General features: G+C 59.7%; 14 protein-coding genes and 1 pseudogene. 13 read left to right on the top strand and 2 right to left on the bottom strand.

Going from position 1 to position 11,782, the window contains the following annotated elements; genetic code table 11:
- Positions 1-390 precede the first annotated feature (390 nt).
- The 9 genes and pseudogenes from HDE77_RS09555 to HDE77_RS09515 all read left to right on the top strand — a co-directional run bounded on the left by HDE77_RS09555 (position 391) and on the right by HDE77_RS09515 (position 7,476).
- Positions 391-864, top strand: a complete 474-nt coding sequence (locus tag HDE77_RS09555; protein WP_221444206.1) for a cytochrome P460 family protein — start codon at positions 391-393, stop codon at positions 862-864.
- Between the two features lie 90 nt (positions 865-954).
- Entirely contained in the window at positions 955-2,010 is a 1,056-nt protein-coding gene (locus tag HDE77_RS09550; RefSeq protein ID WP_184417099.1) for an alpha/beta hydrolase, read from the top strand.
- 133 nt (positions 2,011-2,143) lie between these two features.
- Positions 2,144-2,298: pseudogene (locus tag HDE77_RS09545) on the top strand (IS5/IS1182 family transposase); the annotation flags it as partial.
- Positions 2,299-2,396: 98 nt separating this feature from the next.
- Positions 2,397-2,651, top strand: coding sequence for a twin-arginine translocase TatA/TatE family subunit (tatA, locus tag HDE77_RS09540; RefSeq protein ID WP_184417097.1), 255 nt, complete (start codon positions 2,397-2,399; stop codon positions 2,649-2,651).
- Positions 2,652-2,673: 22 nt separating this feature from the next.
- The gene (gene tatB / locus HDE77_RS20480) at positions 2,674-3,159 is read left to right on the top strand and encodes a Sec-independent protein translocase protein TatB (RefSeq protein WP_255482627.1); all 486 of its coding nucleotides are present in this window, start codon (positions 2,674-2,676) and stop codon (positions 3,157-3,159) included.
- On the top strand, positions 3,146-3,901 hold the full coding sequence (gene tatC, locus HDE77_RS09530) for a twin-arginine translocase subunit TatC (RefSeq protein ID WP_184417095.1): 756 nt from the start codon (positions 3,146-3,148) through the stop codon (positions 3,899-3,901). The genes tatB and tatC overlap by 14 nt, the downstream gene beginning before the upstream one ends.
- Positions 3,902-4,173: 272 nt before the next feature.
- Positions 4,174-4,524, top strand: coding sequence for a redoxin domain-containing protein (locus HDE77_RS09525; RefSeq protein ID WP_184417093.1), 351 nt, complete (start codon positions 4,174-4,176; stop codon positions 4,522-4,524).
- Positions 4,525-4,631: 107 nt separating this feature from the next.
- On the top strand, positions 4,632-5,366 hold the full coding sequence (locus HDE77_RS09520) for a response regulator (RefSeq protein ID WP_184417091.1): 735 nt from the start codon (positions 4,632-4,634) through the stop codon (positions 5,364-5,366).
- Between the two features lie 556 nt (positions 5,367-5,922).
- Complete coding sequence (locus HDE77_RS09515; RefSeq protein ID WP_343206086.1) at positions 5,923-7,476, top strand: HAMP domain-containing sensor histidine kinase; 1,554 nt, start codon at positions 5,923-5,925, stop codon at positions 7,474-7,476.
- Positions 7,477-7,990: 514 nt separating this feature from the next.
- Here HDE77_RS09515 and HDE77_RS09510 read toward each other — a convergent pair.
- Positions 7,991-8,863: an IS30 family transposase gene (locus HDE77_RS09510; protein WP_255482626.1), complete on the bottom strand. Its 873-nt coding sequence runs from the start codon at positions 8,861-8,863 to the stop codon at positions 7,991-7,993.
- Between HDE77_RS09510 and HDE77_RS09505 the strand changes: the two genes are divergently transcribed.
- The 4 genes from HDE77_RS09505 to HDE77_RS09490 are packed head-to-tail and all read left to right on the top strand — an operon-like array spanning position 8,862 to position 11,575.
- Complete coding sequence (locus HDE77_RS09505) at positions 8,862-9,164, top strand: hypothetical protein (protein WP_184417089.1); 303 nt, start codon at positions 8,862-8,864, stop codon at positions 9,162-9,164. The genes HDE77_RS09510 and HDE77_RS09505 overlap by 2 nt on opposite strands.
- Positions 9,158-9,496 (top strand): IS66 family insertion sequence element accessory protein TnpB, encoded by a 339-nt coding sequence (gene tnpB, locus HDE77_RS09500; RefSeq protein ID WP_184417087.1) that lies wholly within the window; start codon positions 9,158-9,160, stop codon positions 9,494-9,496. The genes HDE77_RS09505 and tnpB overlap by 7 nt, the downstream gene beginning before the upstream one ends.
- Before the next feature lie 19 nt (positions 9,497-9,515).
- Complete coding sequence (locus tag HDE77_RS09495; RefSeq protein WP_184417085.1) at positions 9,516-11,090, top strand: IS66 family transposase; 1,575 nt, start codon at positions 9,516-9,518, stop codon at positions 11,088-11,090.
- Positions 11,090-11,575, top strand: coding sequence for a hypothetical protein (locus HDE77_RS09490; protein ID WP_184417083.1), 486 nt, complete (start codon positions 11,090-11,092; stop codon positions 11,573-11,575). Before HDE77_RS09495 ends, HDE77_RS09490 begins: the two co-directional genes overlap by 1 nt.
- Before the next feature lie 27 nt (positions 11,576-11,602).
- Here the strand turns inward: HDE77_RS09490 and HDE77_RS09485 are convergent, their stop codons facing one another.
- Entirely contained in the window at positions 11,603-11,776 is a 174-nt protein-coding gene (locus tag HDE77_RS09485; RefSeq protein WP_255482625.1) for a helix-turn-helix domain-containing protein, read from the bottom strand.
- Positions 11,777-11,782 lie beyond the last annotated feature (6 nt).

Raw genomic sequence — 11,782 nt, 5'->3', positions numbered from 1 at the left:
CGCGAAATAGCCGCATGGCTCTCTTCGTCAACGAGCAACGAAATTCGGCTCAGCCCCCTCAACTATCGCGTCGACGAAGTAGCGGCGCAGGCGAATTCTGCCATTCATACAGCAGTAGCACGCGTTGAGCGGCTCGGCTATGGAGGATGCGCTGTTCGAGATCGAATCGATGCGTTGCTTCTCCGGTAGACGGCATTTGTCGATACAAATCGATACAAATCGGTGCCTTTGCAGACACATCCAAGACAAGGTACGAGTCTCTAATGGGCTCGACCTGCTGACAAAGCACGAGAAGTGTCCATCCCGATGAATCGCATACCCAAAGGCCCGCTTGTTACGGGCGCCGCAATTGCTCTCTCGGGAAGCCTATTAGGAATAGGCGCGCTAGCCGTGTCTTCTTCCAACGAAATCGGAATTACGCCGACCACAAACAGCGCGGCGAATGGAAATGCATCTCCTATCTATGGTGTCACCATTCCTTCGGGCTATCGGGAGTGGCAGGCGATCGCGCCCTCTCTTGAAGCGCCACCGCTTGACGAGCTACGCATCATCTTAGGCAATCCCGCCGGCTTCCAGGCATTTCGCGAAGGTACATTGCCATTTCCCGATGGAACCATTCTGGCGAAGGTGGCCTGGAAGCGCGTGCCGTCGACGTTCTCTACGACAGCCAGCTTTCCTGGGCAAGCGACGACAGTCCAGTTTATGGTAAAAGACTCGAAGAAATATGCCGCCACAGACGGCTGGGGATTTGGTCGCTTCGTAAATGGTAAACCGACCTCATTGGCGGAGCATAAAACCTGCTTTGCCTGTCACCAATCGCTGGCGAAAGATCACGATTTCGTCATTACGCGATACGCGCAGTGAGCGTTAAGCATCAAGCGAAGCCTGCGCATGCGTTAGGTCACGGTGATTCTTGCCTTTCTGCAACTACACAACTTTGACGAGAGAGAAGCCATGACTAATGAAACCGATCCTCAACGACGCAATTTTCTCGGCGTAGCCGCCCTGACGATGGCAGCGGCCCCGTTCATTTCGATGGGAAACGCCTTTGCGAAATCCGGCATGTCAAAATCACCAGTAACCATTCCACCGGCAACGCCAGGTAGCAACGCGTCGTTCGGCCCGATCAAGCAGATCAATGCTGGTGAGCTGAATATGGGATATGCAGAGGCCGGTCCTGCCGACGGTCCCGTCGTCATACTCCTGCACGGCTGGCCTTACGACATCCATAGTTTCGTGGACGTGGCACCCTTGCTCGCAGCGCAAGGCTATCGAGTGATCATTCCTCATTTCCGCGGCTATGGTACGACGCGCTTTCTTTCAGCCGATACGTACAGAAATGGGCAGCAGGTGAGAAATGCGATCGACATCATTGCGTTGATGGATGCGCTGAAGATCAAGAGTGCAGTTTTTGGTGGTTTTGACTGGGGTGCGAATTGCGCTTGCCAAATCGCCGCGCTCTGGCCGGAGCGCTGCAAGGCGTTGGTCTCCGTAAGCGGCTACATCGTCGCTGGCCAACCTCTCTTCGCAGTGCCGCTGCCGCCTAAGATCGAGCAACAATGGTGGTACGTGTGGTATTTCGCTACAGACCGCGGCAAGCTCGGCTACGAGAAGAATTGGAAGGACTTTAACAGGCTCATTTGGACGACCGCTTCGCCAAAGTGGAACTTCGACGACGCCACCTATGAGCGCAGCGCCGTATCGTTTGAAAATCCTGACTTCGCCGAAATCACGATTAATCATTATCGCTGGTTCCTTGGGCTCTCCAAAGGCGAACCGCAATACGATGCTCTTGAGCAGCGTTTAGCTGCAGCGCCCAATATTGCCGTACCGACAATCACGCTTGAAGGTAGTGATAACGGCGCCGCGCACCCGCCCGCCGCAGCCTATGCGAAGAAATTCACCGGCAAATACGCACATCGAGACATCGGTGGTGGTGTCGGTCATAACCTGCCGCAAGAGGCGCCGCAGGAGTTTGCCCAGGCAATCGTTGACGTCGATCGTTTCTGATCGATAGCCTCTGCAGAACAGCCGCGGCGATCGCGACAAATGTTGCGTTGCTACCGCCGCGGCTTAGGGGTGCTCTGATCTGTTCCGCGCAATAGGCATCATAGCGACCAGGCTCCAGGAAGCGCCTCCCTCCATGAGACAGCGTTCGTTTGCGTCGTTGAGTTTCGAGTCGAAGAGGAGGCCGACGCGGCGCGAGCGGTTCCTGGCGAGATGGCTAAGGTTGCGCCGTGGGAAGCAGTGCTGGCGTTGATCGAACCAAGCTATCCGAGGTCGGGTCGTCGTGGCCGCTTCGCGGACTGTCATGGGAAGTGCATCTGACATTGATTTACGGATGGTCGGGGCTGGGTTCTTAGCCGGCCTCCGACACCGGCCATGTAGGAGTGGATATGGGTCTGGATAGTTTTTGGCATTGGGCCATTCTGCTTGTCGTTGTCTTGGTGGTGTTTGGCACCGGCAAGTTGAGCAAGATCGGTCCCGATATCGGCAACGCCGTGCGTGGCTTCAAGAAGGCCATGCAGGGTGACGATGAAGACGTCAAGCGGAAAGAGCAGGAGCAGCTTAAGGCTGACCCACCTCTGGCCGCATCGGCGACTTCTTCCAACGCGACGCAACAGCAGCACGACTCGCACGAGTCCACATAAACACGGAAGGACCGTCCACGCAATGATCGAGATCGGCTTCGGCAAGTTGGTGCTGCTCGCACTTGTGGCGTTAATCGTGCTGGGGCCGGAAAAACTACCTGGTGCGGCGCGTACCACCGGCGCGCTGCTGCGTCGCGTGCGTAACGGCTGGGATGGTGTGCGCGCCGAGGTGGAGCGCGAGTTGCAGATCGAAGAACTCAAACGCGCCGCGCGCGAGGCAGCCATGCGGGCCGAAGCGGTGCAAGGCGATGTGAAGTCCGTAGTTGACGATGTACGCGCGCCGTTCGCGCAAGGTGCCGCCGAGGTCGCTCCCGGAGCAATCGTGGCATCGATTGCCTCATTGCGATCCGAAGAAGGTGAGCTCGCCGATGCGTCGAAGGAAATGCCAGGCAGCCAAGCCACTGTGGATCGTGTCGAGCTCAATTTCGTCGAGCCGGCCCACCTCGTATCGGATCGCGTCGACTTGAATCACATAGCGGCGAAGGAATACATGCATGGCGGTGTCTGAACTCGACGTCGATATTCAGCGGGGCTTGTTTTCACATCTACTCGAGCTGCGCTCGCGATTGCTCACGGCGGTCTGCACCGTGCTGCTTGTGCTGCTGGCACTGGTGCCGTTCGCAAACAGGCTTTACAGCGAACTGGCGGCGCCGCTGGTGGCTCGATTGCCACAAGGCGCACATTTGATTGCCACCGAAGTGGCCAGTCCGTTTGTCACGCCATTGAAGTTGACGTTCTATGCTTCGCTTTTCATCAGCATGCCGATGATCTTGTACCAGCTATGGGCGTTCGTCAGCTCCGGGCTGTACCAACAGGAGAGGCGACTCGCACGAGTGTTGCTCGCCGCCGCACTGATGCTGTTCTACCTGGGTTGCGCGTTTGCGTATTTCCTGGTGCTGCCGGCAACGTTTCGCTTCCTGACGGCGATGACGCCACAGGGTGTAGAGATGATGACTGACATCACGCATTACTTGGATTTCGTGATGCTGATGTTCTTCGCTTTCGGCCTGTGCTTTGAGGTTCCGGTGGCCGTGGTGATTCTCGCTGCGGTGGGCGTTGTCGACCTCACCAGGCTTCGCAACGCTCGTCGCTACGCTTTCGTCGGTGCCTTTGCCGTCTCTGCTTTCATCACGCCACCGGACATCACATCGATGATCCTGCTGGCGGTCCCGATGTGTTTGCTTTATGAGTTGGGGGTGATCGCAGTACGGTGGCTAGTAAAGCCCAAGGCCACGCGTGATACGGCGTGATTGTCGTACCCCACACTTGGGTTCTGAACGGGACCAACTCTGTCATTGCGACATCACTGGTCGCGAGCATTCAGAGCGCCTGTCGGGCATATGGTGTGCAATTGTATCGGCGCAGCGGTCAGTTCTTTGCGTCGCCATACGCGAGTTACGTATTTTTGGTTACTTGGCTATCGCAAGAATTTCTTTTCAGATCTATGTCAGTTGACTAACAGGGTGTTAAAAATGTCCCTTTCGGTGACGCTGGCATAACTGCGTCCTATGAATCACACGAGGTGCAGACGGCCACCTTGGTCATTTTCTCGGGTGTAGTGACACGTACCCTGCCGTCGTTCATGGTGGTGCGGGTCGAGTTCTGGACACCCGAATGCTTCGACTACCCTCATGTGCTGCCGCACACGAAGGCGTTTTATGACAAGTACGCAAAGGACGGTTTGGTGGTGGTAGGGGTCCACACACCCGAATACGACGAAGAGCACGACCCGGCGGCGCTCCAGTCAGCCATCCATCGATACCAGATCACTTGGCCGGTAGCGGTGGATGATGACTACCGTATCTGGAATGCCTACGGAGACCGCTTGTGGCCGACCTTCTATCTCATCGATCAGAATGGTCACGTGATGTAGTCACATCGGTAAAGTAGGCTACGACCAAGCCAAACAGCATGTGCGTCAGCTGCTTAGCAAGAAATAACAGGACGCAATAGAATGCAGACTCTGGGATAAACAATGATATGGATCACATCGATCACATCCTCGTCGTCGATGACGATCGCGACATTCGCACCGGTGTCGCGGACTATCTTCGCAAGAACGGCTTGCGTGCCAGCGCGGCTATCGACGGTCGCGATATGTTTGCAAAGCTCGATACCTCAGTATTCGATCTGATCGTGCTCGACATCATGATGCCGGGCGACGACGGTCTAGTGCTCTGCCGCACCCTGTGCGGCGGCAAGCATCGTGCCTTGCCAATTCTCCTTCTCACCGCACGCGATGGTGAAACCGACCGCATCATTGGCCTAGAGATGGGTGCCGACGACTATGTCGTGAAACCGTTCTCGCCACGCGAACTGCTGGCTCGCATCAAAGCGGTGATCCGACGCACGCGCATGCTGCCGCCCAACCTTCGCAGCACGGAGGCTGTCGACACATTGTCCTTCGGCAGCTGGCGGCTGGATATTCGCGCGCGCCAGCTGGTCGATCAGGACGGCACCATCGTTGCGCTGAGCGGTGCCGAATTTCGCTTGTTGCGTGTGTTCCTCGACCACCCGCAGCGGGTATTGTCGCGGGACCAGTTACTTAACCTCACGCAAGGCAGGGATGCGGAGCATTTCGACCGTTCGATCGACCTTTTGGTGAGTCGCCTAAGAACCCGCCTTGACGACAACGCGAAGGAGCAGGTCTACATCAAAACAGTGCGCAGTGAGGGTTATGTATTCAGCATGCCGCTGACCGTGCGGCAGATTTAACTGTGGAGTGAGACAACCATGCGGCGTTGAAGTACCCCAAGTGTCGTATCCACCCGGGCACAAATCGAAGCTGCATCTGGGCGAAGAGCGGAGCCCGCAGCAGATCGCTAGGCGTGACATTGCCAATGTGAGTCCTGAACGCATTTACTAGCGCATCGCCCCGGACCAATAGCGTGGCGGCGATCTGTGGACATATCGCCGGCGACGACGACGCTGCCGCTTCGGAGCCGCGCGACACTGCCGGGGTTTCATGGTCGCCGCATCGACGAGCGTGCAGCCGCCGTGGAGCACCGCAAGCAGGTGGCCACCGGGAAGCTGCAGCGTGGATGGTCCGGGCGCCGTGCGCATCATCAGCTTGGTCGAACGCAAGTAGCGTTACCTCAAACTGCGGCGTGTGCCCGATGGCAAAGCCGGTGCGGCTGATCATCGCTGCCCTGCATTCGCTTCGATGCCGCTTCCAGGCGCCCACCTATGACAGTGGCAATCAGTTGGACGAGGACGCTCTAGTCGACTGGGTTCTGGATACCAATGCCTCTTCTGCCGAACCGCACAGTCCGTGACAGCGGGACACGAGGGAGAAAAATGGGGATACCCCTCTTGGGACGAACGGGTTGATTCGCCGGGACATTCACACATCGACGCGTCCACCGAAAAGCAGTCGCAAGTCTTCGAGGAGAAGCTCAACTATCGCCCTCGAAAAACGTTACGATTCAAGACACTGTGCGAGGTGTTTTTTGCTTCCTTCAAGCGTCGCACTTCCTGGTTGGATCCACCTGCACGGGAACGTCATATGAGCCGCTCCGCATCGATGGCGCCGACGCGCTGGCTACCGCGCAGCATGGCGTCGCGCCTTTACGTGATCATCCTCTGCGGCCTGCTGCTGGCGGAAGGTCTCTCCGCCGTGATGCAGTTCTACGAGCGTTACGAAAGCGCCATGTCGGTGATGCTCAATACCGTCGAACACGACGTCGGCACGTCTGTCGCCATACTGGATCGTCTGCCCGCGCAGGAGCGCCCCAACTGGCTTGGCCGTTTGCAACGCGACAACTACCGCTACCTCCTGGGCGCGGGACAGCCTGGCAAGCCTCTGGTCTCCGAACGTTCGCTTGAGTTGACGCGTCGCATTGTGAAGGAGCTTGGCCCCGCCTACCGTGTAGACGCCGACATCGTTTCGACAAAGCCGGAACGCTACCAGCTGCACTTCACCTTGCACGATGGTTCGCCCCTTACACTGGAAATGACACCATATGTGATGCCGGTGGCGCTCTGGCTTCCCGTCGTGCTGATGCTGCAACTGCTTCTTCTACTCGTATGCACGTGGTTGGCAGTTCGGCTGGCCACGCGACCGTTGACCCAGCTAGCACTAGCCGCCGAATCGATGACGCCCACTGCCGATGGGCCGCGCATGAGCGAGGAAGGGCCCACCGAGGTTGCGCAAGCCGCCATAGCCTTCAACACGATGCAGGAGCGCATCGCTCGTCATATGAAGGAACGCTTGCACATCTTGGCTTCGATCTCGCACGATTTACAAACTCCGCTTACACGGATGCGGCTCCGAGCCGAAAATCTCGATGAAGGTGAAGAACAAAGAAAAATTCTCAGCGATCTGTGCGAAATGGAGCACCTGGTACGAGAAGGCGTGACCTACGCCCGCAGCGCGTACGGCGGTGCGGAGACACCCATGCGCGTGAACGTGGGAGCGTTTCTCGAAAGCCTCGTGTTCGATTATCAGGATGTCGGTCGACCGGTTACGCTGTCCGGCACCATCAGCGGCATAGCGATGGTCCGTCAGCAGGCGCTCCGCCGCGTGCTATGTAACGTGATCGACAATGCCATCAAATACGGCGGTGCTGCCGAAGTCGGCGCTTCGCGCAATGCACAGAATGCACTGTGCATCACCGTATCGGATCGTGGGCCGGGCATTCCCGACGAAGAATTGGAGCAGGTACTTCAGCCCTTCTACCGGTTGGAAGCATCACGCAACCGCGACACCGGCGGCACGGGCCTCGGGCTCGCCATCGCTGTACAACTTACACGCGCGATTGGCGGAAGTTTCACCCTGGCTAATCGCAAGAATGGCGGGCTGGTCGCGACCGTGATCTTGTCTTGAATGACGCATGGCTCATCTATGCCTTACGGGTGCGGCCAATCCATGTTTTCCGACGCTCGGCTGTTCGCAAGAACTAAAGGATGTCTCTTGCCGACATCGCTCGTAGCGCTCACTTCAGTAGACCTGGGCCGCCTCGGAATCAAGAAGTGCGTTCAGCGTCTCCCCACGCTCTATCGGGCCACCTCATCGACTCGATCTTACGCTTCCCCTCGTAGATTCGTACCGATTCCAGCACCACAGGTGTATGGTCGCTCAAATGGAACATTCCGGCGAATGGTGGTCTGGAAGCGCGTGCTGTCGACGTTCTTTACGACAGCCAGCTTTCCTGGGTAAGCGACGACAGTCCCGTTCACGGTGACGGGCTTGAAGAAAATATGCCGCCACTGGCGGCTGGGAATTTGATCGTTTCACGGTAAATCGACTTCATGGGCGGAGCATAAAGTGTGCTTTCCTGTTACCAATCGCTGGCGAGATATTACGATTTTGTCACTCCGCGATACGCTCAGTGGCGGATTCAACTACGAAGTGCACCGCGGTTGAAGGAAGCATCGAAAACTTGCTGTGGTGTGCGGAATCCTAACCGCTTGCGCGGTCGCTGGTTGAGCTTGTCTTCAATCGCCTGGATATCGGCGTCGGAGTAAGCGCCGAGATCGCAGCGCTTGGGCAGGTACTGCCGGACCAAGCCGTTGGTATTTTCATTCGTACCGCGCTGCCAGGATGAGTAGGGTTCGGCGAAGTAGCTTTTGGCGCGCAGGGCGATATCGATCACCGCGTGCTCGGCGAATTCACTGCCTTTGTCCCAGGTCAGGGTATGCACTCGAGCCTGCAGGAAATGCAGGGCGTGGACGACTGCGCGCATAACCGTGTCCGCCTCGCCGTTGGGTACACGGCGCATCCGCAGCAGGCCGGACTTGCGGTCGACCAGTGTGACGATCCGCGAGAGCCCCTTACCCACGATGGTGTCGCCCTCCCAGTCGCCCACCCGTTGGCGGCTTTCCACGATGGCCGGTCGCTCAGCAATGCGCCGTCCACGAAAGCGCTGCCGCTGCCGTGGTGTGCCGCAACGATGGCGGCGGCGCCGTTGCTTGCGACAGCGCAGTTGCTGCCAGAGCTCGCCACCACGCTGACGGTCGGCAGCGATGTGTTGATAGATGCGTTCGTGGCTGATGAGCGCTTCGGCAGTGATCTGCTCGGGGCTCCAGTCCTCAGCCAAGCGCGCGTCCACCGCCAGCCATCGGTCCGGATCGATCCTCGCCAGCGTGCTCGCGGCACGCCGACGTTTCACGCTCTGGCGATGTGCCGGTCGGTAAGCGGCCGGCCACCTCACCTGTACTGAGCCGTCGGCAGCTGTTGCGATACGCGCCTGTTTTCGCAGGAGCAAGCGCATGGGTAGCAAGGCTGCATTCTGGAGGCGGCATCTGGCCGCGTGGCGCGACAGCGGCCAGAGTCAGGCGGCGTACTGCCGCCAAGAAGACTTGAGCCTGCCGTGCTTTGGTTACTGGCGGGGCAAGCTGAGCATAGTGCCGCCGCCATCGACCCATGCGCTGTTGCCGATCGTGGTTCCGGAGGTGTCCACATCGATTGATCGTATCGAGGTGGAGCTGCCCAACGGGCTGCAGGTGCGCCTGTCGGTCGGTAGCGATGCAACGCAGTGGGTGCCGATGATCCGGGCGCTGATGGCATGTTGAGCCCGACCGGCTGGTGGTTGGTGACGGCACCGATCGATCTGCGCTGCGGTATGGATCGGTTGCTGGTGCACGTACGCGAGATCCTCGACCGCAACCCGTTCGACGGCGCCGCGTACGTATTCCGCAATCGCGCGGCCACACGCATCAAGGTACTGTGCTGTGATGCACAGGGGACATGGTTGGCAGTGCGCCGATTGCAGGACGGTCGCTTCATCTGGCCCTCTGCCGGTGCGAGCACCTGGTCACTCGACCCCGAGCAGTTTGGATGGCTGTGTGCCGGTGTCGACTGGCGATGCTTGAGTCCGAAAAAAAGGCTTGCGCCACGCGTATAAATCGCTACGCTGCGTGGCTATGGATCACGCGCATTCCACCGCTGATATGGACGTCCAGACGCTACGCGCGTTGGTCGCCGAGCAGATGCAGGTGATTGCCGAGCGCGACATGCAGATCGCGCAGCAGGCTGCCGTAATCACGGGTCATGAGCGCACGATCACCGAGCGCGAAGCGCGCATCAGCGTCCTGACGGCCGAGATCGCGCGGTTGCGCCGCGCGCAGTTCGCCGCCCACTCAGAGAAGATGGATCCGGCCCAGCGCGCGCTGTTCGAAGAGACCATGGCGGCGGATATCGCCGCAGTGGAAGCCGAGCTCGAAGCGCTGCAGTCGCCAGCGGCCGATGAACGGGCCAAGGATCATCCACGTCAGGCACCCAAGCGCCGTCCGCTGCCGGAGGACCTGGAGCGCGTCGAGACCCGGCATGAGCCGAGCACCTGCACCTGCGGGCAGTGCGGCGGCGAGCTGGTGCACATCGGCGACCACGTCAGCGAGAAGCTGTCGTGCAAGCCGCTGCAATTCTTCGTGCGTCGCGACGTCTATCCGCAGTACGCCTGCCGCGGCTGCGAGACGATCACGGCGGTACCGGTGGCGCCGACGGTGATCGATCGCGGCATCGCGGCGCCCGATCTGCTGGCCCAGGTGCTGGTAGCCAAGTATGTGGATCACCTGCCGCTGTACCGGCAGGAGGCGATCTACGCTCGCAGCGGCATCGCGATCCCCCGCTCGACCCTGGCCGAGTGGATCGGCGCCTGCGGGGTGGTGCTGCAGCCGCTGGTGGATCGGATGCGCGACGCGCTGCTGTCGCTGCCGGTACTGCACGCCGACGAGACGTCGGTGGGCATGCTCGAGCCCGGCAAGGGCAAGACCCATCGCAGTTACCTATTTGCCTACCGCAGCGGCATCGGGCCGCCGATCACCGTGTTCGACTTCTGCACCAGCCGCAGCGGCCAGCACGCCCGTCGCTTCCTCGGCGATTATCAGGGCGCGCTGATGGTCGACGACTACGTCGGCTACAAGGCGATGTTTGCCGCCGGCATGACTGAGCTTGGTTGCTGGGCGCATGCGCGGCGCAAGTTTGTCGACCAGCACAAGGCCAGCGGCAACCCCATCGCCCGCGAAGCCATCGAGCGCATCGCGGTGCTGTACCGCATCGAGGCCGAAGCGAAGAGCATGTCGATCGACGACCGTGATGCCTACCGCCAGAAGCATGCCGTCCCGGCGCTGCAGGCCATTAAGACCTGGTTAGACGACCTGCGGCCCCAAGTGGCCGGCAACAGCGGCACCGCCAACGCGATCGACTACACCTTGCGCCGCTGGCCCGCGCTGGCACGCTATGCCGATGACGGTGCCTTCCCGATCGACAACAACCCGATCGAGAACGCGATCCGGCCGATCGCCCTGGGCCGCAAAAATTGGCTTTTTGCCGGCTCCGAAACGGCCGGCCAACGCGCCGCGGCGATCATGAGCCTGCTGGCCACCGCCAAAGCGAACGGGCATGAGCCACAGGCATGGCTCACTGACGTGCTCACGCGACTGCCCACCACGAAGGATCGCGACATCGACACGTTACTGCCCCTGCGGAACACCCCCTGATGGACTACAGCGCGATCATCACGGCCTTGCGCCAGGCCTCGGCGTTTGACCTGTATCGACTGCGCTGGGCGATCGACCGTCAGTTGGATGATCCGCGCTGGATCCTGGCGGTACACGCCCGTGTGCATCTGGGACAGACGGTGGACTTTTACGATCCACGTGACAACGTCATGCACTCGGGCATCGTTGCCGAACTCCGTCGCAAGCACGTGGTGCTGCAACTGCCGACGGGAAACCGCATCTTGGTCGAGTACGCCTCGATCAATCTCGACGGCGTGGATGCCGATATCCGGGAGCAACCCAGGCAAGGACTCGGTCGTCACGAGGTCCGCGTCGGCGATGTCGTGGGCTTCCAGGATCGCGACAGCCGTCCGCGTCAGGGCACCATCCTGCGGCTCAACGACAAGACCGTCACGCTGCAATCGGAAACGATGCAATGGCGTGTCGGCTACACCTTGCTTCATCGTGTGATACAGGGCGGCTGAACCATTCAATGTGTCCTCGCCGGACGCTTACGCCGGTCGCGCTCGATACGTGCCCTCATCGCTCGCGTTACGCCGAAGCTCGCGGCTGATCGTTGTCCTCGCACGCTGTATCTGCGCACCGATCTCGCCGGCCGAGAAGCCGCCGCTGTGAAGGTGCTGAATCTGGTAGCGTTCGTCTTGGCTCAGGTGTGTGTAGCTCATGTGCAG

Source organism: Rhodanobacter sp. MP7CTX1 (assembly GCF_014205795.1).
Taxonomy (GTDB): Bacteria; Pseudomonadota; Gammaproteobacteria; order Xanthomonadales; family Rhodanobacteraceae; genus Rhodanobacter.
The sequence above is the reverse complement of the archived record's forward strand: the minus strand, read 5'-3'. Positions and strand labels throughout refer to the sequence as shown.

Coding starts and splice junctions, on each gene's coding strand:
- HDE77_RS09550 (WP_184417099.1), top strand. CDS start 955: ATGACTAATGAAACCGATCCTCAACGACGCAATTTTCTCGGCGTAGCC.
- tatA (WP_184417097.1), top strand. CDS start 2,397: ATGGGTCTGGATAGTTTTTGGCATTGGGCCATTCTGCTTGTCGTTGTC.
- tatB (WP_255482627.1), top strand. CDS start 2,674: ATGATCGAGATCGGCTTCGGCAAGTTGGTGCTGCTCGCACTTGTGGCG.
- tatC (WP_184417095.1), top strand. CDS start 3,146: ATGGCGGTGTCTGAACTCGACGTCGATATTCAGCGGGGCTTGTTTTCA.
- HDE77_RS09520 (WP_184417091.1), top strand. CDS start 4,632: ATGGATCACATCGATCACATCCTCGTCGTCGATGACGATCGCGACATT.
- HDE77_RS09505 (WP_184417089.1), top strand. CDS start 8,862: ATGGGTAGCAAGGCTGCATTCTGGAGGCGGCATCTGGCCGCGTGGCGC.
- HDE77_RS09510 (WP_255482626.1), bottom strand. CDS start 8,863: ATGCGCTTGCTCCTGCGAAAACAGGCGCGTATCGCAACAGCTGCCGAC.
- tnpB (WP_184417087.1), top strand. CDS start 9,158: ATGTTGAGCCCGACCGGCTGGTGGTTGGTGACGGCACCGATCGATCTG.
- HDE77_RS09495 (WP_184417085.1), top strand. CDS start 9,516: ATGGATCACGCGCATTCCACCGCTGATATGGACGTCCAGACGCTACGC.
- HDE77_RS09490 (WP_184417083.1), top strand. CDS start 11,090: ATGGACTACAGCGCGATCATCACGGCCTTGCGCCAGGCCTCGGCGTTT.
- HDE77_RS09485 (WP_255482625.1), bottom strand. CDS start 11,776: ATGAGCTACACACACCTGAGCCAAGACGAACGCTACCAGATTCAGCAC.